Raw genomic sequence first — 26759 nt, forward strand, 5'->3', positions numbered from 1 at the left:
GGCTCGCGGAGCATCATGGAACGATGCAGACGTTCGCGCACGGTGCCGCCACATGGGGCGTCGAGTGCCCGCGGCGGCCCAGCCCGGTGGCCGGTGTCACCATGGCCGGGTTCCGCGTCCCCGACCTGGACGCGCTCCGGATCGTCCCGCACCCGGCCGTGACGCTGCTCCTGGAGTTCGGCGACGGGACACCCGTCCTCGACTGTGCGACGGGGCAGCAGCGGGGAAGTCTCGTCGCCGGGCCGGGACTCGGCACCGGTGGCGCGGTCCGGGCGCGGGGAGTGGACGTCGAGTGCGTGCAGGTGCGACTGTCCCCGGTGATCGCCCGCGCGGTACTGGGCGTCTCTCCCGCCGGCCTCGACGGCGCCGTCGTGCCGCTGGACGACCTGTGGGGCCGGGAGGCGTCACGGATCCGCGAACGACTCGCGGACGTCTCCTCGTGGCAGGAGCGCTTCGCGCTGACGGACCTGCTGCTCGCCCGTCGGCACGAGGCGGGACCGCCGGTGGACGCGGAGGTGGCCTGGGCCTGGCACCGGATCGTCGCCGGCCACGGCCTGACCCGGATCGACGGACTCGCGGACGAGGTCGGGTGGAGCCGGAAGCGGCTGTGGTCGCGGTTCCGCTCGCAACTCGGCCTGCCGCCCAAGCGCGCCGCGAAACTCGTCCGCTTCGATCACGCCGCTCATCGCCTGGTCGCGGGCGAAGGCGCGGCCCACGTCGCGGCCGACACCGGCTACGCCGACCAGTCCCACCTGCACCGGGACGTCCGGGCACTGACCGGGGCGACCCCCGCGACCGTGGCCGGCGAGCCGTTCCTCGCCGTCGACGACATGGCATGGCCCACCCGCGGAAAAGCCGTCCTGCCCCACCCTCATCATTTGTCACACCTTCATACATGAATACAGGGGTGTCACGGTGAAGGCGTGGCGGCGAAAAGACTGGAAAACGACGGCCCCAGCGGGTTTCCCGACCGCTTCCCTTTCTCCTTGATCACTCGTGACCTCCTGGGCGTGCGCAGCGACCGGTCGATGATCCACTCCGCCCACTGCGAGGAACGGATGCACTGGTCAGGCATGCGTTAAAGCCAAAACAGGGGGCGCTCTCCTTTAATTGCTTTCCGCCTCTTCCGTGTCGCCTATTTTCTTAAGGGCGCGTCCGGGTCCGCTTTCCGGCCCGGAATTCCCTGCGCCTCGACACAGGAAGGTCCACAAATGAGTCCGCACGAGGTTGACCAGCTGCTCGACCGCAAGCTCGACGTGTGCTTCGGACACGGCGACCAGAACGGCGACGGTGTCCTCGAAAGTGCCGACGCCCTGGCCCTGGCGGCCCGGATCGTGGCGTACATCGGCGAGCCGTTCGGCTCCGACAAGGCGCAGGATCTCTTCAAGGCGTTCGGGCTGTTCTGGCAGCACGTCAGCGCCGCCACCGACCTGAACAAGGACGGCCAGGTCACTCCGGAGGAGTGGCGGACGGGGCTGCGCCGCGCCTTCGCCGAGGACGAGGCGGGCTTCACCGCGGGCTTCCGGCCGCTGGCCGAGGCGCTGTGGGCGATCTGCGACCAGGACGACGACGGCAGCGTGGACGCCCCGGAGTTCGCCAACTTCCAGAAGGCGTTCGGCACCTCCGAGGAGAACAGCCGCATCGCCTTCGCGAAGCTCGACCGCAACGGTGACGGAAGCCTCTCCGTCGACGAGCTGCTGGTCGCCTGGAAGGAGTACTACACCAGCCCGGACCCGGACGCCCCGGGCAACTGGCTGTTCGGTGACATCTGGCAGAAGGAGATCTGGGACGGCACGCGCGTCAAGCTCTGACGCCCCCCGTCCGATCACTGGCCGGTCGCACCACCCTCGGTGCGGCCGGCCAGTCCGCCGCATGCCCCGAGCCGCACGGGGCACCGAAGCAGGCCGTCCACACCACCCGAGGAGAGTCCCGCCGCATGCCCAGTATCCCGGCAAGCCCCGAACGTGAACCCATCGCGGTGATCGGCATCGCTTGCCGCCTTCCGGGCGGCATCGACTCCCCGGAACAGTTGTGGGAGCGGCTGTCGAACGGTGAACCCGTCGTGGGGGACCTACCCGCCGACCGGTGGGCCGAGGCGGTCGCACGGGGCGGCGCCGCCGCCCGACGCGTCCTGGCCGGCACGCCCTCCCGCGGCGCGTACCGGGACGACATAGCCGGCTTCGACGCGGGCTTCTTCGGCATCCCGGCCGACGAGGCCGCGATGATGGACCCGCAGCACCGCATGGCCCTGGAGGTGGCCTGGGAGGCGCTGGAGCACGCGGGGGTCCCGGCCCGCGGCCTGGCGGGGTCGGACACCGGCGTCTACGTGGGCATCGGGGCCGACGACTACGGACGCCGGGTCCTCGAGGACCTGCCCGGCATCCAGGCGTGGAGCGGGATCGGCGCGTCGCCGTGCGGCGCGGCCAACCGCATCTCGCACGCACTGGACCTGCGCGGCCCGAGTGCCGTCATCGACACCGCCTGCTCCTCCTCCCTCGTGGCCGTGCACACCGCCTGCCAGGCGCTGCGCGCCCGCGAGTGCCGGATCGCGCTGGCCGGAGGCGTGATGCTGATGGCCGGCCCCGGCCTCGCCGTCACCCTGGCCCGGGCCGGAGCGACCTCCCCCGACGGTCGCAGCAAGCCCTTCGACGCGGCGGCGGACGGGTACGGGCGCGGTGAGGGATGCGTCGTCGCCGTGCTCAAGACGCTCTCCGACGCCCGCCGCGACGGCGACCGCGTGCTCGCCGTGATCCGCGGCAGCGCCGTCGGCCAGGACGGCCGTACTCCCGGCATCATGGCTCCGAGCGCCCGCGCTCAGGAGGCGGTTCTGCGGGCCGCGTGCCGGGCGGCCGGGATCGCGCCCGGCGACCTCGACTACGTCGAGGCGCACGGCACCGGTACCCGCGCGGGCGACCCGGTGGAGGCCGAAGCGCTGGCCGCGGCCTACGGCGTGGTGCGCGAGGCCGACGATCCACTCCTCATCGGGTCGGTGAAGGGGCTCATCGGCCACCTGGAGGCGGCCTCCGGCGCCGCCGGCCTGCTCACCTGCGTCCTGGCCCTGGGCCACGGGCGACTGCCGGCGACACCCGGCGTCGCCGGCCCGAGCCCGGCGATTCCGTGGGCCGACGCGGGGCTGCGTCTGGTCACCGAGGAACGCCCCTGGCCGACCCGAGGTCCCCGGCGACTGGCCGGCGTGTCCAGCTACGGCTACGGCGGCACCCTCGCCCACCTGATCCTGGAACAGCCTCCCGCCCCGTCCGGTCGGGCGGCCGACCGGCCCGCCCGCGGCCTGTTCCCGCTCTCCGGCGCGTCGGCGGGCCACCTGCGCGCCAACGCCGAACGGCTGGCCGGACACGCGGCCGCCCACCCGGAGCTCGCCCTGGCGGATGTCGGCCGTACGCTCGCCGTGCACCGCTCGCCCCTCGCGCACCGGGCCGCCGTGACCGCCGACACCTTCGACGAACTGTCCGTCTCCTTGCGCGACCTGGCCCGCAAGGACGAGCAGGAGCTGCCCGCTGTCCGACCGCTCGGGGACGCGGTCTGGGTCTTCTCCGGGCACGGCGCGCAATGGCCCGGCATGGGACGGACCCTGCTCGCGGAAGAACCCGCCTTCGCCGCCGTACTGGACCGGCTCGACGACGTCTTCCGTACCGAGGCCGGGTTCTCACCGCGGGAGGCACTCGACGCGGCCGACCTCGGCGACACGGGGCGCGTTCAGGCCCTCACCGTCGCGGTGCAGCTCGGCCTCGCGGCCGTGTGGCACTCCTACGGGTTCCGGCCGGCGGCGGTGATCGGACACTCCGTCGGCGAGATCGCCGCCGCGGCCGTCGCGGGAGTGCTGGACGAGGCGGACGCCGCCCGGCTGGCGTGCCGACGCGCCGCCCTCGTACAGCGGGCCGCGGGAGACGGCGCCATGGCCCTCGTACCCCTGTCCTTCCAGGACGCCGAGCGGCGCCTCGCGACCGAGGGGGTGACGGACGTGTGGGCGGCGATCGACGCCTCGCCCACCAGCTGCGTGCTGTCGGGCCGGGCGGACGCGCTGGCCCGGCTGACCGCCGCCTGGGCCGGGCAGGGGACGTCCACCCGGCCGGTGGCCAGCGACACGGCCTTCCACACCCCCCTGCTCGACCCACTGACCGCGCCGCTCGAAACCGCCTGCGCGAACCTGACCATCCGTCCGCCACGGCTGCCGCTGTACACCACCGCGCTCGCGCGACCGCGCGACGACGCTCCCCGCGACGGCGCCTACTGGGCCACCAACCTGCGCGCTCCCGTGCGACTGCGGGCCGCTGTGGAAGCGGCGTGGCAGGACGGGCACCACGCCTTCGTCGAGGTGTCCACCCACCCGGTGGTCGCGCACTCGGTCGCCGAGACCCTGTCGGGCGCGCGCACCCCGGGTCGCCCGGGTCCGGTCGTCGCGCACACCCTGCGCCGCGACAGCCGTGAGCGGGCCACGCTCCTCGCCAACGCGGCGGCGCTGTACGGCGCGGGCGTCGAGCTCGACTGGACGGCGCACCACGGGGAAGGCGGCCTCACCGACCTGCCGGCCACCGCCTGGCAGCAGACACGGCACTGGGCGGCGCCCTCCGAGACGGGCGGCTCGTCCGGTGCCGGTCACGACCCGGCCGGTCACACCCTGCTCGGCGAGCACACCACCGGGCCCGGGCCCGACCCGCTGCACCTGTGGCAGACCCGTCTGGACATGGCGGGCCGCCCCTACCCGGGCGACCATCCCGTGGCGGGAACCGAGGTGGTGCCGGCCGCCGTCCTGGTGCACACCCTCGCGCGCGCCACCGCACTGGCCGGCGGAGGCGCGGAGGCGGGCTGTCTGACCCGGGTCCGTCTCGCCGTCCCGGTCGCCGCGGGAGTCCCCCGTGACGTCCAGGTCGCGCTGCAGTCCGACGCCCTGCGGCTGTCCTCGCGCCTCGCCGCACGAGAGACACGCGAGAACGGTGCCGAGACCGGCGCCTGGCTCACCCACACCACCGCCCGCACCACCCCGTGCGCCCATGACGCGCTGCCGCCGCTCACCGGCCCCGGCCCCGAGGCGGTCGTGGAGGATCCGTCCCTGGTGACCGACCGGCTCGCGGAGCTGGACGTGCCGTCCATGGGGTTCGTCTGGACGGTCAAGGAACTGGTGCGCACGGAGGAATCGGCGTACGCCATCGTCACCGCGCCGACCGGACGGCCCCGCACCTGGGCCGCGCTCCTGGACGCGGCCTTCTCCACCGCCTCGGTGTGTCTGCCCGGTGCGCCGCGTCTGCGGATGCCGGCCGCGCTGGCGACGCTGTGCCTGGCGGACTCCGGCGAGGCGCCCGAGGAGGCCGTGCTCGTGATCCGGCTGCGGTCCGGCACGGACGACACCGTGGACCTCGACCTCGTGGGCCCCGAAGGGCGGACCCGCATCCGCATGCGCGGGCTGCGCTACGCCTCCCCGGCGCCCGACCCCGCCACGACCGGCGGCACCGTGTTCGTCACCGCCCGCCGCCCCCTGCCGCCCCAGCCGGACGCCCGGCCCCCGCGGCGCGTCGTGGTGGTCGGGTCCGAACCCGGCTTCGCCCGGGCCCTGGGCGCCGAGCACCTGCACGGTCCCGACGGACTGCGCACCGCACCCGGCGACGTGGTCCTGGTCGCCCCGCCGCACGACGACGGCGGCCTCGGCCCCGACCGGGCCGCCCTCGAGCACGTCCGGCTCCTGGCACGCACCGCCACGGCGCTCGCCGCGAACAGCGCCCCGGCGGCCCTGTGGGTCGTGACCCGCGGCGCGGGGACGGCCGACGACGTACGCGCGGTGGCGCAGGGCGCCCTGTGGGGCCTGGGCCGCGCGCTGGCCGGCGAGCTCCCCCACCTGTACCGCGGAGTGATCGACCTGCCCGCCACGCCCGGCCCGGACGATCTGGCGGCGCTCACCGGGCTGCTGGGCCGGACCGGCGCCGAGGACGTCGTCTCCGTCGAGGCGGGCACCGCCTGGGCCGGCCGCCTGGTACCGGCCCCGCCCGTCCAGGACGGAGGGCCGCGGTGCCGTCCGGACGGGACCTACCTCGTCACCGGCGGGCTCGGCGCGCTCGGCCTGCGCACCGCCGCCTGGCTCGCGGGGCGTGGCGCACGCCGGTTGGTCCTCCTCGGCCGTACGGGACTGCCCGCGCGCCGGGACTGGGACGATCTGCCGCCGGGAGCGGAGGCCGAACGCGTCGCCGCCGTACGGTCGTTGGAGCACGCGGGCGTCACGGTACGGGTGGTGGCCGCCGACGTGTGCGACGAGGAGGCCCTGCGCCGGGCTCTGGACCCCGACGCGCTCGGACTGCCACCGGTCCGCGGGGTCGTGCACGCGGCGGGCGTCACCGCCGGCGGCTTCCTGCCGGACGCAGACGCGCCCGTGTGGGAGCACGTGCTGCGCGCCAAGACGAGCGGCGCACTCGCCCTGCACGGCCTCTTCCCGCCGGGCAGCGTGGACTTCTTCGTCCTGTACTCGTCCGCCGGCCAACTGCTGCACCTGCCGGGCCAGGGCCCGTACGCCGCGGCCAACGCCTTCCTCGACGGGCTCGCCAGGCACCGCCGGGCCGGCGGGCACCGCGACACGCTGTCGCTGGCGTGGACGAGTTGGCGCGGGCTCGGCATGGCCGCCGGGGCCGACACCGTGACCGCCGAGCTACGGGCCCGGGGCACGGACGCCCTCGACGCCGAGGAGGCCCTGGAGGCGTGGGGCGGCGCCGATGCCGGCCGGCACGGCGAGCTGGCCGTGTTCCGCCTGACCGATCCGGGCCCCGGTGAGGACCCGAACCCGCCGGTGGCGCCACCTCTCCTGCGCGAGCTGCGGGCACGGACCGCACCCACGGCGGGCCGTGCACGTGAAACCGCCCCCGACCCGGTGTGGCGGAAGCTGCCCGCCCAGCGCCGGTACGACGTCCTGCTCCGGGAAGTCCGCGGTGCGGCCGCCCGCGTCCTGGGCGGCGAGCCCGCCGGCATCGCAGCCCACCACGCCCTGTCCGATCTGGGTCTGGACTCCCTGCGCACCGTCGCCTTCCGCACCGACCTCGAACGCCGTCTCGCGGTCCCGTTGCCGCCCACGCTGTTGTGGAGCCGCCCCGCCGCCGCCGACATCGCGACGTACCTGACGGAACTCGCGGAACCGGCGGAGCAGGCCGAGCCGACCGCCACGACCCCGCTCGCATAAAGGAGTGATCCACCGATGACCACCACCCCCGTACGCCCCCCGTCTCCTCGCCGACCCGACCACGAGGTGCGGCAGTTCGCCGACGATCCGCTGCGCTGGTTCGGCGGTGACCGCGCGTCCATGCACCGGCTGCCGGCACCCGACCTGGCCGCGCTCCAACTCGCCGCGCTGCGCATGCGCTTCACCGAACTCGTGGACCGGCTGCCGGTGGTCGGCGCGCTCGCCCGCGAGCAGAACCTGGACGGCATCGGCGCGCTCGACGACGCGGCCCAGCTCCTCCTGCCCCACACCGTCTACAAGTCCTACCCTCCGTCGCTGCTGTCCCAGGGCCGGTTCGACCAGCTCACCCGCTGGATCTCCCGGCTCACCACCGTCGACCTCGGCGGCCTCGACACCGCCGGCTGCGACAGCGTCGACGCCTGGCTGACCCTGATCGACGACCACACCCGGCTGCGCCTGGCCCATTCCTCGGGCACCTCGGGCACCATGTCCTTCGTGCCGCACACGGCGGAGCAGTACAGCCTGCTGTACGAGATCGTGCGGCACGACACCGTGCCGGCGGGCACCCCGGCGGACGAACCGGTGCACGTCGTCTGGCCCTCGTACCGCAGCGGGCGCAGCGGCATCGCCCGGCACGCCACGGCGATGTTCGAGCAGCTCTCCCGCCACAGCCCCGACCACTTCCACACCCTCGACCCCGGCCACCTCAGCGCCGACCTGATGCTGCTCGCCGCCCGGGTCAAGGCGGCCGGCGGGCGGCCGGGTCAGGTGGAGATCCCGGCGGCACTGCGGGAGCAGCGCGACCGCTACCTGGCCGGCCGCCGCTCGGCGCCCGAGGCCATGCGCCGCTTCACCGCCGACCTCGCCGAACGGCTGCGCGGCGAACGCGTCGTGTCGCTCAGCCTGTGGGAGACCTACTACGAGTGGGCCCGCGCGGGCCTGGACCAGGGGCTCGACGGCGTCTTCGCCCCCGATTCCGTCCTGATGCCCGGCGGGGGCACCAAGGGCTCGGTGCTGCCGGACGACTGGGCGGCCCAGGTGGCCGGGTTCGCCGGCGTGCCGTCCGTACGGCTGGTCTACGCCATGGTGGAACTGATCATGCTGAGTCTGGTCTGCCCGGCGGGCGCCTACCACGTCGAACCGTGGATCGTTCCCTACGTGCTCGACCCGGACACCGGCCGCCCTCTCCCCCGGCAGGGCACCGTGCGCGGCAGGGCGGCCTTCTTCGACCTCACGGCGGACGTGTACTGGGGCGGTTTCGTCACCGGCGACCGTGTCGCGGTGTCCTACGACCCCTGCTCCTGCGGCCGCACCACACCGCGGGTGGAGCCCGGCATCTCCCGGTTCGAGGACGACGACAAGATCACGTGCGCGGCCACTCCGGAGGCGCTGGACGACGCCCTCGAATACCTCGCCGACGCCGCCCTGTGACCCTGTCGACCCCAAGGAATCACCCCATGACCGCGCCCACGCTTCCGCCCGACACCGCCGCCGGTTCCCTGACCGTGCCGGCGTACGTGCGGGGAACAACCGTGACCGACCGGCTCGTCCCCTTCGGAGGCCGTCCCGGTCGCCCCGCCTTCCACGCCCCCGACCCGGCCGCTCTCCTGCCCCGTCTGCCGCTGCGTGACCCGAGCGCCCTGCGGGAGCTGCACGGCCTGAGCACCGCCGAGATCATCGACCTGCTCACGGCGCTCGGCCCCCTCCTGACGCTGGAGGCCAATCCGCTGCTGCGCGAGGCGCTGCGCACCGCGGCCGCCTGGTCCGACATGACCGAACCGGTGCTGCGCGCCGCGTACGAGGGCCTGCCGGCGCTGTTCACCCGCGAGGCGCTGCACGACGTGGCGGAGCACACCGTCGGCACGCGGTTCCTCGACGGCTGGGTCCCCGTGCCCGGCCGCGACGGACGCGGCGCAGCGGTCCGCGCCGTCGGGGCGCGGACGGTGCACGTCATCGCGGGCAACCACCCGATGATCGCCGCGCTCACCGTCATCCGGAACGCGCTCACCCGCTCCGACGCGATCGTCAAGACACCGTCCAACGACCCCCTCACGGCGGTCGCGATCGCCCGCACGCTGGCCGATGCGGCACCGGACCACCCGCTGACCCGGCACCTGGCGGTGGCCTATTGGAAGGGCGGTGACGAGACGGTCGAGCAGACGCTCTACCAGCCGCGCAACCTGGACAAGATCATCGCCTGGGGCGGCATGGCCGCGATGCGGCACATCACCCGCTACGTCCGTCCCGGTCTCGAGATCGTCGCCCTCGACCCCAAGGCCAGCGGCACGGTGATCGGCCCGGAGGGCTTCACCGACGCCGCCGCCATGGCCCACAGTGCGAAGCTGGCCGCCGCCGACGTCGGCGAGCTGAACCAACTGGCCTGCTTCAACGCCCGCGTCGTGCACGTGGTGACCGGAACCGACGCGGGGGGACTGCGGCGGGCCGAGGAGTGGGCGGAACTGCTGCACGCCGAGATCCAGGCGCTGCCCGCCCACCGCAGCACTCCGGCCCGGCACTTCGACCCCGCCCTGCGCGAGCATCTGCGTGCCCTGCGCGCGACCGGCGGCGACTGGTACCGGGTGATCGGCGGCAGGGCCGACGAAGGGGCCGTGGTCCTCTCCCGTACTCCGGACCCCGTCTCCTTCCACACCGCGCTGTCCGGGCGTGTCGCCAACGTGATCCCGGTGGACGACACCGGGCAGGCGCTCTCCGGGATGGACGCCTCCACGCAGACCCTCGGGGTCTACCCGGACGTCCTCAAGGAGCAGTTGCGCGATCTGGCGCCCTTCCACGGCGTGCAACGCCTGGTGCCTCTCGGCCGGGCGACCGACTACCGCCCCGACCTTCCCCAGGACGCGACCGAACCGCTGCGCCGCATGGTCCGCTGGATCACCGACGAGTCCCACGACCCCACCGCGGCGTCCGGAGGGCGACGATGACACAGACCGCACCGGCCACCCACGACGCCTCCTCCTTCCCCGGCCCCGGCTGCCCCCACCTGGCCCGCCTCACCGCCGACTTCGACGCCCACGACCCGCATCTGACCCCCGACCTCGCCGTGGACGTGCACCGGGCGATCCGCACCGCCACACCGGTCGCCCACTCCCACGCCCATGGCGGCACCTGGATCGTCTCCCGTTACCGGGACGTACGGGCCGCGCTGGCCGACCACGAGACCTTCAGCTCCGCGTCCGGCGTCTTCTTCCCCCGCGCCGCCGGCACGCCCCGCTTCGCGCCGCTGGAGTACGACCCGCCCGAGCAGAACCGATTCCGTGCCGCGATGAAGCCGCCGTTCCAGCTGTCCCGCGTCCGCGAACTGCACGGTGCGCTGGCGGACCTGATCCGCGCGCACGTCACCCCGATCGCCGAACGCGGCCACGGAGACCTGGTCGCCGAGCTGGCCGTGCCGCTGCCGCTGGCCGTGGTGGGGCTCGCCGTCGGCTTCACCGAGCACGCCCAGCACAGCATCCGGGAGCTCACGAGCAACACCTGGGCACGCATGCCCAAGGACGACGGGCCCGGAGGCTTCTGGCCGGCGTTCGCCGCGCTGTTCGACGGCGAGATCCGCCGGGCCCGGGAACAGCCCGGCGACGACTACCTCAGCACCCTCGTACGCCTGCCGTTCGACGGGCGGCCCGCCACACGCGAGGAGCTGCACGTGATGCTCGTCGCGTACGCGATCGCCGGCCACGAGACCTCGATGAACACCCTGGCGCACCTGCTGTGGCAGCTCGGCCGGCAGCCCGAACTCCAGTCGGCGCTCAGACGGGACCCCGGCCTGGTCCCGGCCGCCGTGGAGGAGGCGCTGCGGCTGTGGACGCCCGTCGACCACGGCACCCGCGTCACCACCCGGCCGGTCGTCGTGAGCGGCACGGAGATCCCGGCCGGCGCCAGGGTGGTGCTGCTGACCGGTGCGGCCAACCGCGACCCGGAGGTCTTCCCCGACCCGGACGCCTTCCGTCTGGACCGCGGCATCAACCGGCATCTCACCTTCGGCCACGGCATCCACTTCTGCCTCGGCGCCCACCTCGCCCGGGCGGAGTTCGCCCAGGTGCTGCACGAACTCCTCCGGCACCCGGAGTTCACCCTCACCGAGAACCCGACCCGCTACTTCGAGAACGGCCGGCACATCTGCCTCGACCGGCTGCCCGTACGCTTCGCCTGACCCGTCTCCGTACGACCGACGGAGCCGGAGGGCCAGGGCCTGCTGTCACAGGCCCTGGCTCGGCTCCACCGGCATGCGGCCCGTCTCAGGTCCGCACGGCGCGTGCCCTGCGGAACTCGGCGCGCGCGAGCAGCGAGAACGTGATCGTGGCGCAGAGGGCGACCCCGACGATCACCCATTCCAGGGCCCCGCTGTGCTGGTCGGGGTCGACTCCGAAGACCTCCTCGATCCAGGTGGGCCAGACCAGGGTCAGGAGGAACAACAGTCCACTGAGGGAGGCCGCGATCGCTTCGATCCGGCCCCGCAGGCGTACGTTGCGCATCATCGTGCTCACCTTCACCATCGGAGACCGTCAGACCGAAGAGAGGTCGATCCGGAACATGCCGCGGCCGTGGGTCACACAGACCAGGGTCTCGTCCATCCAGAACAGGTCGTCGACCGAGCAGTTGGCCGGGCCCTCGTTCGTCGGCGACCAGGTCGTCCCCTCGTCCTCGCTCGCGAACAGGCCGACCTCGGTGCCGCAGTACAGGAACTCATGGCGCCGCGGATGCACGGCGAGCGCCCGTACGGGGGCGGCGGGCAGCGTCGGGGAGAGGTCCGTCCACTCCGCGCCCCCGTCGTTCGTCACCCACAGGTTGCCGGCCTCGAACCCTCCGAAGGCGACGTAGGCGCTCTTCACGTCCGCCGGGTGGGCGGTGATGCACGTGCAGTACCGCTGGGGCCCCAGCGGACTCGGGCCGATCACTCCGACGCGCTCCCAGGTCGGGGTCGTCGCCGTGCCGTTGGTGGTGTGGAAGAGCATGCCGTTGCGGTGGCCCACCCAGACGATGTCGGAGTCGGTCGGGGCGACGGCGAGGGCGCTGATGGGCGAGCCCGCGCTGGGCTTGATCGACGTCCAGCTGGGGCCCGAGGTCGGCGTGTTCGGCGCCTTCGCGTTGTTCGTCCGCCACAGCGAGAGGCCGCCGGCGAGGAGCCGCTGCGGGTTGCCCGGATCCATGACGAACGGTGCGATGAAGAGTGCCCGCTGGTTCTTGGCGTCGGGGATCCGGAACGGCACCGGTTTCCAGTCCCAGCCCGGAATCGCGGGGTTCCAGAACTGGCCGCTGATGTACCGGTCCGGATCGTCGGTGGCGCCGCCGTCGTCGTTCCGGTGGATGTTCAGGAAGACGTACTCGCCGTAGAGGACGTCGGGGTCGGTCGGGTCGCAGGCGCACCAGCCGCCGTCACCGCCCTGGAACTCCGCCCAGCCCTCGGTCCCCGCCGCGGGGTCGAAGACGAGCGTGCCGTTGTCCTGTGCACCACCGATGATCTTTCCGCTGACGGTGTTGCCGGATCCGCCGAAGAACTGCGTGACGCCGTAGTTGTTGTCCAGTTCGGTCCAGCCGTCGACGAACGGCGCCTTCGGCTCCGTCCCCACCACGGCGAGGTCCGCGGCCTTGAACACGCCGCCGTCGTTGCCGAAGAACACCGTCCTGTTGTGCGTCCCGTCGTAGGAGGGGTGCGAGACGATGGCGTGGTGGTCGGCGTGCGCCGAGGCCGGGTCCCACCAGGTGCTGATCTCGGCGAGATGGTCGCCTCCGTCCGTACTGCGCCACAGATTGACGCCACCGGTGACCAGCAGGTCCGCGTTCGTCGGGTCCCCGGCCCAGATCGCGTTGCTGTACCAGCCCTGGTCGCCCAGGTAGTCGGCCACCTGGCCGCTCGGGTCCCGGGTCTGCCTGCTCTTGTACGTCCTGCCGCCGTCGGTGGACCGGAAGATGCGGCCGGTCTGCGCCTGCACCGAGGCGTACACGATCGTCGGGTCCTTCACCGCGTAGGCGAGTTCGACCCGGCCCGACCACGGGCCGTGCGTCGCGGCCTGCCAGGTGAGCCCGCCGTCGGCGCTGAACCAGGCCTCACCCGCGTCGAGTGAGCCGGCGACCGCCTTCTTGTCGTCGCTCGGGTCGAACACGACCTGCCCGGGCGGGATGTCCAGGACCCGGGTCCACGTCGCCCGCGCAGGATCGGAGCTGCGGAACAGTCCGGTGTCGGTGGCCGCGAGGACCACCGCACCCGATGCGGAGACCGCGATCCGGTTCACGGCGCGGAAGTCCTCGGTCTGCGTGGCCGGCAGGGGTGTCCACGTGGTCGCGTCGGTGGTGCGGAAGATGCCGCTGCCGCGGAGGGCGTCGACGTTCGAGAAGCCCTCGCCGGTGCCCACGTAGACCGTCGACGGATCCGAGGGGTCCATCGCCATGCACGCGCAGGCGAGGTTGCCGAGGAAGTCGTCCACGGGCGCCCACTTCGCGCCGCCGTTGCGGGTGATCCACACGCCGCCGCCGGCGCTCGCGGCCCACATCTTGTTCGGGTGGTCCGGGTCGACCACGATCGCTCGGGTGCGGCCGCCGATGTTCCCGGGGCCGAGCCACTCCCAGCGGGTGAGGGCCATCCCCGCCGTCGGCGCCGGCCTGTCCGCGCGGGCGCCGCGGAGATGACCGGTCGGTACGCCGGCCGTCTCGGGAGCCGGGGCGGTGCTCCGCAGCAGGGAGCGCATCCGGGCCCGTGCCGCCCCCTGGGCGTGCGGCGGCACCGTACCGTCGTCGCCGCGTTCCTGTTCGAGGCGGAACAGTACGCGTGCATGGGGCAGGTCGGGGTAGTCGAGGCGGCGCAGTGCCCGTCGCACCGCCGTGACGGGCAGGCCGTCGAGTGTCTCGTTCGTGGCCCCCCGGCTCCTGCGGAGCAGTTGCACCTGCTCGACGCTGATGTCCTTGGCTTGAGCGAGTTGTTCGTCCGAGATGGTCATGATGCGCCGCCTCTGATGTGAGGGGATCCATGCTCGGCATGGCTACGGTCTGAGTTTGCGGGGACGGCTCTCGGCCGTCTCGTCGAGCACCACCTCCCAGACGGCCGAAGCGGTACGGGTGTCCACCGCCCGCAGTACGACGGCGTCCTCGCCGCCGGAGCCGGGGCCCACGGTCAGCTCCATCCGGAGGTCGCCGACCTGCCCGTATTCCAGGACGTCGGCGGCGAGCGGCGGGTGCGGGGGCGGGACCTCCGCCTCCGCCTCGGTCGCCGTCCAGGCCTGCGGCTCAATCGACGGACTCGCCACACCGATCCGCAGGGCGCCGTGCGCCGTGCGGGGCTGACTCCCCGCCACGTCGGGACCTGGTGGCGCTCCGCCCCGGTACAGGGCCCGGGCGGTCCACCGGATCACGACCGGGTCCTGGTCCCCGTCCGTGTCCACGCCGAACTCGGGCGAGTCGTGCAGCGCCGGGCGCGCCCACACCGGCAGATCGACAGGGGGCGACGTCCAGCGTTCGGTTCCTTCGTCCGTGTCGAGCTGCTCGACACGGACGAGGGAACCGACGCGCAGAGCCACCACGGTCCCGGCCACCAGCGCGCAGGGCCGAAGGTCGCGTCCCTGACGCCACAACACCGCGCCGGTCTCCAGATCCAGTGCGATGAGTGTGCCCTGGCGGTCGCGTACCACGGCCCGTCCGGCAGACGCGTCGGCCACGCCGCGGGGGATCCTGGGCATCCGGCCCCCGATCACCGACTCTCGGCGCGGTGGGACAGTTCCACCGGCCACGCCCCGGCGACGAGCCGGAGCTCAATCACCATTTTCCCCGTCTGCAGGGCGAGCAGCAACCGCGAGAGCACCGTCTCGGGACGGCAGGATGTGAACCTGCATCCCTTGACCCCCAGGAGTGAGGGTCGCTCGGCGTCGGCCCTGGAACTCCCACAGCGCGAACGTGTCACCGTTTTCGCCGGATCGCCGACGACGCATCGGGCCCTGCTGAACCGGGAGGACACGACCCCGTTCGACCCGCCGACATCGCCGCGAAGCGGCGGATTGCGCCTCGGGCGGTCCGGCCCCGCCGGTGGAGGCCCTTGGGCAGGCTCGCCGACCTCCGCGGATGATCACCGCCCCGGCCGAGGAACAGGAACAGCAGCACGACCTCATGGCATGGACCACCCTCCGCCACCGCGTCGACGACGGCATCCTCACCGTCACCCTCGACCGGCCCGACCGCCTCAACGCCTTCACTCCGACCAAGGCCGGGGAACTCGAGCGGACCTTCTCCGAGGCCAACGAGAACGACGACGTACGCGCCGTCGTCGTCACCGGTGCGGGCAAGGCCTTCTGCGCCGGCATGAACCTCAGCTCCGAGGGCAACGTGTTCGGCTCGACGAGTCGCGCACGCCCGCACTCGCCGACATGCGTGACCTGTCCGACCCCGACATCAGCCGGGTCCGGGACACCGGCGGCAGGGTCACGCTCGCCGTGCACGCCTGCCGCAAGCCCGTGATCGCCGCGATCAACGGTGCCGCCGTCGGGATCGGCGCCACCATGACCCTGGCGATGGACGCCCGGCTGATGTCCGACGACGCTCGCTTCGGCCTCGTCCTCGGCCGCCTGGGCATCACACCCGAGGCCGTCTCCACCCGGTTCCTGCCGCGTCTGGTCGGCCTGCCCAAGGCACTGGACCTGCTGTACTCGGCCGAGATCCTCGACGCCGGGGGGCGGCTGCGGCAGGCCTCGCGACCGAGGTCCACGAACCCGGCCGACTCGTCGAAAAGGCTCGCGAGTCGGCGGATCGCTGGACTCTCGGCCGGTCGCGCGTCGCGCCTCGCCGCCCTCGGGTCCGCACTGCCCACGACCGCCGTCGCGGCCACCGCCGGATCGGGCGCCACGCTGCGGATCCCCGCGGAGACCGACCCTCACGTCCGTACCTTCATGGCCTGGCCGGCGCTTTCGTCGGTCTGGTCCACACAGCTCGACGGCGTCCGCAACGACATCGCACGCGTGGCCTACGCCATCTCCCGGTTCGAGCCGGTCGTCGTCCTGGCGCGCCCCTCGCAGGCCGCCGATGCCCGGTACGTCTGCGGCTCCGGCGCGTACCACGGCATCGAAGTCGTCGAGATGGCCAACGACGACCTCTGGATCCGTGACTTCGGCCCCACGTTCGTCGTCGCGCCTGGCGCCATCGCCGGTGTCGACACCAACTTCAACGGATGGGGCAAGACCGGCACGAGCTACTACCAGCCCTACGCCAACGACGCCGTGGCGGCCACGGCACTGCTGGGCCGGTACGGGGTCAACAGGATCCAGGCTCCGTTCGTCGGAGAGGGCGGTTCGCTGGAGACCGACGGTCAGGGCACCCTGATGGCGACGGTCAGCTCCATGGTGAACAGCAACCGGAACCCGGGCATGACCCAGGACCAGGTGGAGCAGTCGATGAAGTGGGCCCTCGGCGTCGACAAGGTCATCTGGGTCCCCGGTCTGGCCGGGCAGGACATCACGGACTGCCACATCGACTGTCTGGCACGTTTCGTCGCGCCCGGAAAGGTGATCCTCGACCAGCCCGGCCCCGGCACCAGCAGCAAGTGGGTCGCCGTCTACAACGAGACCAAGAAGGTCCTGCAGAGCGCCACCGACGCCCGGGGGCGCCGACCGGACATCACCGAACTGCCTGGACCCGACCGGCGGTACATCCGAGGAAGAGGAACGGACTTCCTGTCCAGCTACACCAACTACTAGACCGTGAACGGCGCGGTTCTCGTCCCCCAGTTCGGCGACAGCTACGCCGACGGTGTGGCCTACGACATCCTGCGGGCCGCGTACCCCGGCCGGACCATCGTCCAGGTCAGGATCGACAACATCGCCGGCGGGGGCGGCGGCATCCACTGCGCCACCCAGTCCCAGCCCGTCGTCCCTGCAGCGGTCTGACCCGCAGTCACGACGCGACGTGGGCGGTGACCGACCTGGCACCGTGACGCCGCTGTGCCCTCTTCGCCGACGCGGTCGCGTCGGCGAAGAGGGCACAGAGACCGGAGCCGGTCGAGTGGCCGTCCCGCGTCGGGACCCGGTGGTCGTGGCAACGCAGGCCGTCGACGTGGTGGCCACCGAGGAGCCCGGACTGCCGTTCGGCGGCGTCAAGGCATCCGGCTCCGGTCGGGAGCTCGGCCGCTACGGTGTCGACGAGTTCGCGAACCGGAAGCTCATCCGCGTCGCCGGCCGAGCATCGGGCAGCAGGCCCTGGCCAGTGACCCGCGGCACCGGAATCGGTGGCGCGGGTCACTGCCGTCCCGGCACGTCCGCGGGTCGGACGGCCCGTGTCAGACGCCGGCCCGGCGCCTGCCCCGCACGCGGCGCGGGTAGGGGAAGAGCCGCGGAGAGCGCTTCGCGGCCACGTCCTCGACCCAGCCGAAGGTCAGCACCAGCAGTCCGATCAGCGGGATCGCCACCATCAGCGGGAACCACTGGCTGGTCAGCAGCCACTGGCCGTGCTCGTAGAAGAAGCCGACGGACCAGAGGGGGTCGATCAGCGGGATGGCGGCGACCAACGCGGTCTCGTGCCAGAGGTAGACGCTGACAGCGCGTGCGTTGAGCAGGCTGACCAGGCCGTTCCAGCGTTCCAGCGGTCTGGGCCACTGTTCCCAGGAGGGACTGACGTGGAGCAGGACGGCGACGAAGCCGAAGGACCACAGGGCCTGGGCTATCGGCCAGCTCTCGATGTCGGTGGGCACGGTCGGATCGACCGGTCGGGTCTGCAGGTACCACCAGCCGGCCACCATGACCAGCGGCGCGACGGACGGCACGACGTACTGCGGGATCTTCTTGAGCAGGCCCTCCTGGTGGGCCATGCCGAGGATCCAGCAGGAGCCGAACGTGGCGAAGTCGCTGACGGTCTCCCAGACCCGGCTGTAGACGAACTCCTGGTCGATGAAGAACGTGTTCATGACGATCGCCAGCGCGAGCGGCACGGACAGCGTCACCACCGGCATCCGCCGCAGCGCCCACAGCATCAACGGTGAGAGCAGGACGTACCAGAGGTACGCGCGGAGGTACCAGAGCGGGACGATGACCTGCACCGCCCAGCCCTGCCCCACCAGATGGTCGAAACCGTTCAGCGACTCGGCGTACGGCGGAGTGCTCAGCGGCACGAGCCAGAACAGCAGCTTGCCCCACCACCAGTTGGGATGCCCCTCGGCCTCGGGCCCCCAGCCGTCGGCGATCTCGAGGATGAGCATGACCGCGCCGAACAGCCACATCGGCGGCAGCAGCCGACGCAGACGGCCCCGGATGACGCCCAGGGCGGGACGGCTGAGCGAGCGCGCCATCAGCGACCCGGCCAGCGCGAACATCACACCCATCGACGGGAAGACGATGGGCAGCCAGAACCAGCCGAAGTTGTGGTAGAGCACCACGCGCACCAGCGCCAGCGCGCGCAGCAGGTCGAGATAGCGGTCCCGGCCGCCCTTGCGCGGGGACGGTGCCGACGGCTCCGGCTGGGACTCCCGTCGCAGAGCGGCGGGGATGCGCAGCTGCACGGTGTCCTGGGTGCCCCCGAACCCGAGGGATACGGTCATGGTCAGGCCTCCACGGGTGCGGCGACCTCGCCGGTGCGCCGGAGCTTCTGCCAGCGCAGTCGGCCACCGGTCAGCGCCGTGATCGTGGACTGCAACAGGACGATGTACATCAGCTGTCGGTAGACCAGCTGCTGGATCGGCAGGCTGATCAGATGCAGGGGCTTCTCGCCGTCGAGCCGGAAGGCGTACCAGGACAGCACGGCCTGGAGCAGGATGAAGCCGCCCCAGCTGGCGAGGGTGATCGGGGCGTCCGCGAACAGCACGCCGTACAGCAGGAACATGTCGACCAGCGGCGCGAGCAGCGGGGCGACCACGCCGAACAGCACGACGAGCGGCAGCCCGATCCGGCCGAAGCGCCCGGCCGGGCCCCGGGAGGTCACGGCGCGCCGGTGCTTCCACATCGCCTGCATGCTGCCGTAGCTCCAGCGGTACCGCTGGGACCAGAGCTGCTGGACGCTGGCGGGGGCCTCGGTCCAGGCGCGGGCGCGCTCGGCGTAGACGATCCGCCAGCCGTCGCAGAGCACCGCCATGGTGATGTCGGTGTCCTCGGCGAGGGTGTCGTCGCTCATCCCGCCGACCCGCTGCAGGGCCTCCTTGCGGAAGGCGCCGACCGCGCCGGGGATGGTCGGGATGACGTTGAGCATGTCGTACATCCGGCGGTCCAGGTTGTGGCCGAGGACGTACTCGATGTGCTGCCAGGCGCCGATCAGGCTGTCGCGGTTGCCGACCTTGGCGTTGCCCGCGACCGCGCCGATCCTCCGGTCGCCGAAGGGCTGGACCAGCTCGCGCACGGTGGACGGCTCGAAGACGGTGTCGCCGTCCATCATCACGATGATGTCGTGCGACGCGGCCGCTATGCCGGTGTTGAGCGCGCTGGACTTGCCGCCGTTGACCTTGCGGATCAGCCGGACGAACGGCAGGTTCATCTCCTCGACGATGTCCGCGGTGCCGTCCGTGGAGCCGTCGTCGATGACGATCACTTCGATCGGATGGTCACTGGCGATCAGGGAGTTGAGGGTGTTCGCGATGCACTCGCGCTCGTTGTAGGCCGGGACGAGGACGGTGACCGGCTCGGTGACGGGCGGTCCCCACGCGTCCCGCCGCCGGGAGCGCCGGGCGTGGAGCGGTGCGAGGACGAGCATCAGCGCGAACCGGCCGAAGTTGAGGAAGCCGACGACGGCGAGCATCCCGACCAGGACGGGCAGGGTGAGCACGGCGGCCTGGCTGGCCCAGATGAAACACTTGCCGGCCCACAGCTGGTAGCCGTGCACCGGCACGGTGGCGTTGGTGGCGCCGAGCGCCTCGGAGATGGTGGCGAAGCGGTACCCCTCGCCCTGCAGCTTCTCGATGATCTGCTCGAGCGCGGCGATGGTCTCGGTACGGTCGCCACCCGCGTCGTGCAGCAGGATCAGCTCGCCCGCGCCGGGCTTGCGCGGCATCGCCGCCTTGACGATCTCGTCGACGCCGGGACGCTTCCAGTCGTCGGTGTCGCGGTCGATGAACGCGGTGAGGTAGCCGTGGGAGCCCACGTACTTGATCACCGGGTAGTTCCAGTCGTCGAGCGCCGAGGCGTCGGAGGAGTACGGCGGGCGGAACAGCGCGCTGTGGACGCCCGCGACGCCGGCCAGCGCCAGCTGCGTCTGCGCCAGCTCCCAGCTGGTCCGGGTGTGGGACTGGTAGGCCAGATCGGGGTGGGTGAAGGTGTGCACGCCGATCTCGTGGCCGCCCGCGACGATCTGCCGGATCAGCTCCGGGTGGCGCGTGGTCATCGCACCGGTCACGAAGAAGTCCGCGCGGATGTCGTGGGCCGCGAGCACGTCCAGGATCTTCGGGGTCCACTCCGGCGAGGGGCCGTCGTCGAAGCTCAGGACCACGGTGTGATGGGGGATCCGATAACTCACCGGGCGCTCGTTCTTGGAGCCGCGCGCGTCGATGATCGGGCCGCCCTTGAGCAGGTTCTCCGGCACGGTCGTCTTGTCGACCGAGGTCGCGATCCGGGTGTCGTGGAACGCCTCGTTGGTGGCGAGGCCGCGCAGGACGAGGAGCGCGAGCAGGCAGGCCAGCAGGGACAGCGGCATGAAGAAGCGCAGCGGCGGCGCAGCCAGTCGGCGTGGCCTCAGCAGGGACTGCCGACGACGCTGGTGGCGGGACAAGGGCGCTCCTGGAGATGGGTGGTGCGGACGATCAGGCACGCTCGGCCGGCCCGCAGGCGTCGCTCCGGGCGGCACGATGGTCGCGGGTCGTCGTGGAATGTCACGACATTCGGCGTGATGGCCGAACTTTCGGGTGGGGTGTCGCAGACCGCACCCTCCGGGGTCAGGAGGGCGACAAGGGTCCCCTGTCGGGCAAGTACGAGGGTTTCGGCGGTATCTCCATCGCCGGGGCGTCCGACTGCATGCCGATGAGGCTGCTGCCCATGGCGGCCGCCAGGATCGCGCCGACCACGGAGACCGGCCAGCCGAAACGCCGCAGCAGACGGCTGCGCAGACCCGACTGGTCGACGAACACCGGTGCCGGAGCAGGCTCCTCATAACGCGATTCGGCCATGCCGGGTTGTGCCGGGTGTACCGATCCGCGCCCGGAGGATGTGGCGACTTGGCGCATCGTGTGTGGCCTTTTTGTGCAGGGTGTGGAGACCGCTGAAGCGTAGAGCGGACCGTAGCGCACGGCCTGAATCGATTGGTATGCGATGGACGCATTTGGCACGATCCGATCGAGCGTCGTAACCGGATCGGTATGTCGGCGGGTGTCTCCCGACCCTTGGGGGGCCGGGTCGCGGACACGAGGTGGGACGGCTTGAATCCTTCGCTAGGATGACCGCTCGATTCATGCGATCAGCGATTGATCCGCATGCAACGGGCGTGTCCAGTCACCGCCTCTAGGCCCCAAGGAGCCTGTGTGAGCCAGCCCCGCCGCACCTCTCGTCGCCGAGCGTGGACCGCGCTCACGCTGCCCGCCCTCCTGTGCGTACTCGCCGCGTGTTCCGCCGACCCCGCGACCGGCGGGGGCGCCGACGCCGCCGGGCCCGCGCAGGAGGCCTCGCCGACGCCCACCGGGCCGCCGGGAACCCTGTTCGACGACTTCGACTACACCGGCGCCGACGACCCTTCCCTCGCCGCGCACGGCTGGGAGGTCCGTACCGGCGGGGGCGGCCCGGGGGTCAAGGACACCTGGAGCGCCGACGGCGCCGCCTTCCCCTCCGACCCGACGGCCGAGGGGGGCAAGGTCCTGCGACTGCGCTCCTCCACCGACGGCACCGAGCAGGGCACCACACAGGTCGAGGTGCAGACCACGAGCCGGAACTTCTTCACGGGAACCTTCGCCGCCCGGGTCCACCTCAGCGACCAGCCCACGAGCGGACGCGACGGCGACCACGTCGTCCAGACCTTCTTCCCGATCTCCCCCTCGGACTCCTCGGAGAACTACAGCGAACTCGACTTCGAGTACCTGCCGAACGGCGGCTGGGGTTCGGTGGGTCCGCAGCTCGACAACGTCAGCTGGTACAAGGCCGACCCGCCGGACCGGGTCCACAACACCCTCAAGCGGCGCCTCGGGGGCTGGCACACCATGATGATCACCGCCATGGACGGAAAGGTCACCTACTCCCTGGACGGCAAGGAGCTCTTCACCAGCTCCGGCAAGTACGTCCCGCGCGAGCAGATGGACATCCACTTCAGCAACTGGCTCATCGACCTCCCCTTCACCGGTGGCCCGCGCGTCTGGGACATGAAGGTCGACTGGGTCTACTACAAGGCCGACGAGGCCGTCTCCCGGGCGGACGTCCAGAAGACGGTGGACGACTTCCACAGCACCGGCACCGAGTACATCAACACCGTCCCGAAGCCCTGACCCCACCCGCTGCGCGGTCGTCCCCTCCACGTGCTGCTCATCGAACGGGAGATCGCCTGCCACCTGGAGGACCGCCGGCGGGCTTCACCCGTGACGTGCCCGCCGAGTTCGGTTTCGCCGTGGGCGCGACCACCGTGCTGCCGCCGCGCGCGGAGGCCGGCTGGACCGGTTCCCAGAAACGAGTCAGGGGCCGTTTCAGATTGCTCTGAAACGGCCCCTGATCTGCGACTCCTTCGAGTCGGGACGACAGGATTTGAACCTGCGACCCCTTGACCCCCAGTCAAGTGCGCTACCAAGCTGCGCCACGTCCCGGTGCTCGTCTCCGCGGGGTTTCTCCCGCGTCGCCGTGCAGGGAAAACATTACCTCACTCCGGAGGGTGGTGAGGACACACGGGCTGTCACACCTCCGAGGTCAGGGGGTCGACGCCGCAGGTGGCGGCCAGGGCGGCGGCTTCGGCGAGGGCGGTCGCGTCGCCGGTGGCGTGGGCGAGGTCGAGGCGGGCGCGGGCTTCCTCGTAGCGGGACGGCGACGCCGCGAGGTGCTCGACCGCCTGCTCCAGGAGGCGGCGGGACTCGGCCGGGTCGTCCGCGAAGAGGGCCAGGCAGCGGAGGGCCTCGCCGAGGGCGGTGTGCGTGCCGAGGCGCTCCGCGTGGCCGTGGGCCTCGCGGGCGATCCGGGCCCCGCGCTCCGGTTCGGTGGGCGCGAGGGCGCGGGCGAGGTCGAGCGGCCAGGGGGCCCACACGATGTGGTGGCGGCCCCGTACGGTCAGGGCCTCGGCGGCGCCCTCCAGGGTGGACACGGCCTCGTCGACGCGGCCTTCGGCGAGCAGCAGCCGGCCGAGGACGCTGGGGCCGTCGGGCAGCACGATCGCGCCCGGCCAGGGCGGGCCGAAGGAGTACCGGTCGGCGACGGTCCGCGCCTCGGCCGTACGGCCCCGGGCGACGAGGGTGTCGACGAGGAGGCAGGCGGTGTCCCAGTGGACGGGGAGGCCGTCGCCGACGCGGTCGGCGAGCCGGAGTCCCTCCTCCAGGTGGTGCTGGGCGAGCGGCAGGTTGCCGCGCCGGCGGTGGACCAGGCCCAGGAGGGCGCGGGCGAAGGCGAGGTGGGCGCCGCTCCAGCCGGAGATCTCGAAGGCGCGGACGGCCTCGGTGAAGAGGGCCTCGGCCCGGTCGGGACGGTCGGCGAAGGCGTACGCGATGCCGGTCAGGGACGGGATCTCGAAGCCCCACTCCTGGTCGGTCCAGCTGAGGCCCCGGGCGGGTGCGCCGTCGACGAGGGCGAGGTCGCAGAGCCGTACGACCTCGGCGGCGGGTTCGCCGCGCATCATCGCGTCGAAGCCGCGGACGGTGATGAGGGCCCGCTCGGAGTTGTCGGCCCCCGTGAAGCCGGCGGTGAGCTCGGCGAGGCGGCGGGAGCGGTCCGGTCCGTCCGCCTCGGCCGCCTGGAACCCCTCGTACATGAAGTGCGCACCCTGGAGGCGTCGTCGGCCGGTGCCGGGCGGCGTCCGGGCGTGTTCGACGGCGGCGGCCCTGGCGGCCTCCTGGAGCTGGTTGTTGTGGGCGAGGGCCTGGGTGAGCCGGAAGGTCGCGTCGATGCGCAGGTCGTCGTCGAGGCCGGGCAGGTCGAGCGCCGAGCGCAGGTGGCCGACGGTGGCGGCGGGCGCGGTGAGCAGGGAGGAGCAGCCGAGTTCGTACAGGACCCTGGCGTACGTGTCGGGGCCGGGCGGCTCGATGAGGGCCCGCTCCAGGCAGCGGCGGGCCGCGTCGGGGGCTCCGACGGCGAGGTGTTCGACGGCGGCGGCCCGGAGCCCGGTCACGACGTCCTGGTCGTCGTCGGGGTGCACTTCGAGGAGGTGGCGGGAGACGGCGGCCGGTCCGCTGCCCGCCTGGGTGAGTGCCCAGGCCGCGCGCCCGTGCATGGCGGTCCGCATCGCCGTGGGCACCGAGCCGTACACGGCCGTCGCGATGAGCGGATGCGTGAACTCCAGCGGCGGGACGGGCACGAGGGCCAGTCCGTTCCGGCCGTTCGTCGGGGACGTCACGATCCTGGCGGCGCGGAGGAGTTCGGTGTCCTCGGCGACCTGCTTCTCGCTCATGCCGGTGAGGGCCGCGAGGAGCTCGGGGGTGCTGTCGGTGCCGAGGACCGCGGTCGCCCAGGCGAGGCGGGTCGGGCCGCTGCCGAGTTCTTCCAGGCGGGCGACGAGGCCGCCGCCGCGGGTCCCGGCGCCGAGGTCGCGGAGCTGGCCCGCGGAGCCCGCGACGGGTTCGAGCATCCGGTCGCGGGCGTTGGCGAGCAACTCGACCGTCTCGTACGGATTGCCGGAGGTCACCGTCCACAGCTCCTGGCAGAACGACTCGTCCGCGTGCCCGCCCAGCGCGTCCCGGGCGAGCTCGGCGGTGGCCCCGGAGGTGAGGGCGTTGAGGCCGAGGGTGAGGACGGCGCGGTCCGCGAGCGCGGCGAGCGTCGCGGGCGCGCCGGGCCCCTGCGGCTCCCGTACGAACGGGCGGTGGGCGAGGACGACGAGGACGGGCAGCCGGTGGTCGCGCCGGGTCCGGGTGAAGGTGTCGAGCCAGGCCAGGGACTCGGCGTCGGACCAGTGGACGTCGTCCACGAGCAGCACCGGGGGCCGGTCCCGCAGCCGGTCCGCGAGGCGCTCGAGGAGCCGGGCGAGGCCGAGCAGCACGCCCTGCGGGTCGGCGGGCGCGTCCGAGGACGGCGGGGCGATCCCCAGGGCCGGGGCCAGGAGGTCGAAGTGGTCGCCGAAGAGCTGCCGCACCTCGTCGGCGCCGAAGCCGTCCAGGGCGGGCTGGAGCAGCTGGCGGGTGAGGTGGAAGGGCACCGAGGTCAGCGTCTCGCCGCCGCGGGCGGTCAGGACGGTGCAGCGGTCCCGGGCGGTGCGGTGTATCTCGGCGAGCAGCGCGGTCTTCCCTATGCCCGGTTCGCCCCGGTAGACGAGTATCCCGCCGCGCCCGGGGCCGTCCGCCGTGGCTCCGGCGACGAGTTCGTCGACGGCGTGGGCGGCCGCGGCGAGCTCCGGGCCGCGTTCGAGCAGACCGCCCCGATCCGCGTCGGAGGCACCCGGCGCGAACGGCGTTGCGGGCGGCGACTGTTCGGGATCCGTCGGCACCGGTGACTCACTCCCCACACACGAACTGTTGGTCATGACGCTACCGGTCTCACCACCCGCGCGGACCGGAACAGCGCCGGACCGACGAGCCTAGCGCCCGTGATCGTCCAGGGGGCGACAATGGACGGGTGAACCGGACAACGGGTGATGATGGCGGGCACGGCGAGGGCGGCGGCAGGGACCGCGACGAGGCCGGGCGCGCCCGCAGCGCCCGCCCGCGCGACGGGCTCGGCCGTCCGCTGCCGTACGGGGCGGAGGGCGTGCCCCGGCAGCCCGAGGGGGTCGTCCGCGGGCCCGACGAGACCTTGCGCGAGGCGCAGCGGCTGCTGGACGCGGGGATGCCCTTCCACGCGCACGAGGTCTTCGAGGACGCCTGGAAGTCCGGCCCGGAGGCGGAGCGGGACCTGTGGCAGGGACTCGCCCAGCTCGCCGTCGGCCTGACGCACGCGGCCCGCGGCAACACGGCGGGCGGCGCCAGGCTGCTGCGGCGGGGCGCCAACCGCCTGGAGGGTGCGACGCCCGGACCTGACGGCGCGTACGGGATCGATGTCGGCGGACTCGTGGCGTGGGCGCAGGAGTTGGCCGAGAGGATCGAGGGGGCCGGGGGCGGGGGCCGGGTGGTGGACGCCGCGGCCGAGGCGCCCCGGCTGTGCCCGCGCCTCGCCTAGTGCGCGTTCAGTTCGCGTTCAGTTCGCGCTGCAGGACGGACGTGTGACTGACCGACGGATCCTTCGCGGCCGTCAGGAGGGTGACGGTCCGCTCGGCGGCGAGGCCCCTGAGCCGGTCGAGCGCGGCGGCGGCCTCCGGGGCGTCCAGCTCGGCCTCGTAACGGCGGCAGAACTCCTCGTACTCGCCCTCGGGGCCGTGGTACCAGCGGCGGAGTTCGGTGGACGGGGTGAGCGCCTTGGGCCACTCGTCCACGTGGGCGTCCGTCTTCTTGAGGCCGCGCGGCCAGAGCCTGTCGACGAGGACGCGCACGCCGTCGTCGGGTGACGGGTCTTCGTAGACGCGGCGGACGCGGACGGCGGGGGTGCTTGCGGCGGCCATGGCTCCAGGGTGCAGGACCGAGCCGGGCCCCGCCTTCCCCGAC

Annotated in this window: 17 protein-coding genes, 1 tRNA gene and 1 pseudogene; 10 read left to right on the forward strand and 9 right to left on the reverse strand. The window is 72.8% G+C overall.

Annotation, left to right across the window (positions count from 1 at the left end; all coding sequences use genetic code 11):
- Positions 1-23 precede the first annotated feature (23 nt).
- From ACFYX3_RS19210 to ACFYX3_RS19235, 6 genes are all read left to right on the forward strand, one after another.
- Positions 24-899 (forward strand): helix-turn-helix domain-containing protein, encoded by an 876-nt coding sequence (locus ACFYX3_RS19210; RefSeq protein WP_389014664.1) that lies wholly within the window; start codon positions 24-26, stop codon positions 897-899.
- A gap of 312 nt (positions 900-1211) precedes the next feature.
- Positions 1212-1811: an EF-hand domain-containing protein gene (locus ACFYX3_RS19215; RefSeq protein WP_382652662.1), complete on the forward strand. Its 600-nt coding sequence runs from the start codon at positions 1212-1214 to the stop codon at positions 1809-1811.
- A 125-nt stretch (positions 1812-1936) separates the two neighbouring features.
- On the forward strand, positions 1937-7174 hold the full coding sequence (locus ACFYX3_RS19220; protein WP_389014667.1) for a type I polyketide synthase: 5238 nt from the start codon (positions 1937-1939) through the stop codon (positions 7172-7174).
- Between the two features lie 15 nt (positions 7175-7189).
- A complete protein-coding gene (locus tag ACFYX3_RS19225; protein WP_389014670.1) occupies positions 7190-8605 on the forward strand; it encodes a hypothetical protein in 1416 nt (471 codons plus the stop codon).
- A gap of 26 nt (positions 8606-8631) precedes the next feature.
- Positions 8632-10113, forward strand: a complete 1482-nt coding sequence (locus tag ACFYX3_RS19230; protein ID WP_389014673.1) for an acyl-CoA reductase — start codon at positions 8632-8634, stop codon at positions 10111-10113.
- Positions 10110-11339 carry a cytochrome P450 gene (locus tag ACFYX3_RS19235; protein WP_389014676.1) on the forward strand — a complete coding sequence of 410 codons (1230 nt, stop codon included), beginning with the start codon at positions 10110-10112 and terminating at the stop codon, positions 11337-11339. Before ACFYX3_RS19230 ends, ACFYX3_RS19235 begins: the two co-directional genes overlap by 4 nt.
- Positions 11340-11424: 85 nt before the next feature.
- Here the strand turns inward: ACFYX3_RS19235 and ACFYX3_RS19240 are convergent, their stop codons facing one another.
- From ACFYX3_RS19240 to ACFYX3_RS19250, 3 genes are read right to left on the reverse strand one after another with little or no spacing between them, the layout of a single operon-like run.
- A complete protein-coding gene (locus tag ACFYX3_RS19240) occupies positions 11425-11664 on the reverse strand; it encodes an ABC transporter permease (protein WP_376583026.1) in 240 nt (79 codons plus the stop codon).
- Between the two features lie 27 nt (positions 11665-11691).
- The gene (locus ACFYX3_RS19245) at positions 11692-14121 is read right to left on the reverse strand and encodes a WD40/YVTN/BNR-like repeat-containing protein (protein ID WP_389014679.1); all 2430 of its coding nucleotides are present in this window, start codon (positions 14119-14121) and stop codon (positions 11692-11694) included.
- Between the two features lie 42 nt (positions 14122-14163).
- Positions 14164-14835 carry a PQQ-binding-like beta-propeller repeat protein gene (locus ACFYX3_RS19250; protein WP_389014682.1) on the reverse strand — a complete coding sequence of 224 codons (672 nt, stop codon included), beginning with the start codon at positions 14833-14835 and terminating at the stop codon, positions 14164-14166.
- 400 nt (positions 14836-15235) lie between these two features.
- Between ACFYX3_RS19250 and ACFYX3_RS19255 the strand changes: the two genes are divergently transcribed.
- Both ACFYX3_RS19255 and ACFYX3_RS19260 read left to right on the forward strand, forming a co-directional pair.
- A complete protein-coding gene (locus tag ACFYX3_RS19255; RefSeq protein ID WP_389014685.1) occupies positions 15236-15628 on the forward strand; it encodes an enoyl-CoA hydratase-related protein in 393 nt (130 codons plus the stop codon).
- A pseudogene (locus tag ACFYX3_RS19260) lies at positions 15538-17049 on the forward strand (agmatine deiminase family protein). Before ACFYX3_RS19255 ends, ACFYX3_RS19260 begins: the two are co-directional and overlap by 91 nt.
- Before the next feature lie 389 nt (positions 17050-17438).
- On the opposite strand, the gene ACFYX3_RS19265 reads toward ACFYX3_RS19260, so the two are convergent.
- From ACFYX3_RS19265 to ACFYX3_RS19275, 3 genes are all read right to left on the reverse strand, one after another.
- Positions 17439-18692: an acyltransferase gene (locus ACFYX3_RS19265; protein ID WP_389014688.1), complete on the reverse strand. Its 1254-nt coding sequence runs from the start codon at positions 18690-18692 to the stop codon at positions 17439-17441.
- A 2-nt stretch (positions 18693-18694) separates the two neighbouring features.
- A complete protein-coding gene (locus tag ACFYX3_RS19270; protein WP_389015278.1) occupies positions 18695-20770 on the reverse strand; it encodes a bifunctional polysaccharide deacetylase/glycosyltransferase family 2 protein in 2076 nt (691 codons plus the stop codon).
- A 238-nt stretch (positions 20771-21008) separates the two neighbouring features.
- Positions 21009-21239, reverse strand: coding sequence for a hypothetical protein (locus ACFYX3_RS19275; protein ID WP_389014691.1), 231 nt, complete (start codon positions 21237-21239; stop codon positions 21009-21011).
- Positions 21240-21590: 351 nt separating this feature from the next.
- On the opposite strand from ACFYX3_RS19275, the gene ACFYX3_RS19280 reads away from it, so the two are divergent.
- Positions 21591-22541, forward strand: coding sequence for a glycoside hydrolase family 16 protein (locus ACFYX3_RS19280; RefSeq protein WP_389014694.1), 951 nt, complete (start codon positions 21591-21593; stop codon positions 22539-22541).
- 238 nt (positions 22542-22779) lie between these two features.
- Here ACFYX3_RS19280 and ACFYX3_RS19285 read toward each other — a convergent pair.
- Both ACFYX3_RS19285 and ACFYX3_RS19290 read right to left on the reverse strand, forming a co-directional pair.
- Positions 22780-22853 (reverse strand) — tRNA-Pro (locus tag ACFYX3_RS19285).
- 86 nt (positions 22854-22939) lie between these two features.
- Positions 22940-25594 (reverse strand): ATP-binding protein, encoded by a 2655-nt coding sequence (locus tag ACFYX3_RS19290; RefSeq protein WP_389015281.1) that lies wholly within the window; start codon positions 25592-25594, stop codon positions 22940-22942.
- 203 nt (positions 25595-25797) lie between these two features.
- Between ACFYX3_RS19290 and ACFYX3_RS19295 the strand changes: the two genes are divergently transcribed.
- Positions 25798-26337, forward strand: a complete 540-nt coding sequence (locus ACFYX3_RS19295) for a DUF309 domain-containing protein (RefSeq protein ID WP_389014697.1) — start codon at positions 25798-25800, stop codon at positions 26335-26337.
- A gap of 7 nt (positions 26338-26344) precedes the next feature.
- Here the strand turns inward: ACFYX3_RS19295 and ACFYX3_RS19300 are convergent, their stop codons facing one another.
- Positions 26345-26716, reverse strand: a complete 372-nt coding sequence (locus ACFYX3_RS19300; protein WP_389014700.1) for a DUF488 domain-containing protein — start codon at positions 26714-26716, stop codon at positions 26345-26347.
- Between the last annotated feature and the right edge of the window lie 43 nt (positions 26717-26759).

The sequence above is a fragment of the Streptomyces sp. NPDC002463 genome, assembly GCF_042889835.1.
GTDB classification, from domain to species: Bacteria; Actinomycetota; Actinomycetes; order Streptomycetales; family Streptomycetaceae; genus Streptomyces; species Streptomyces nymphaeiformis.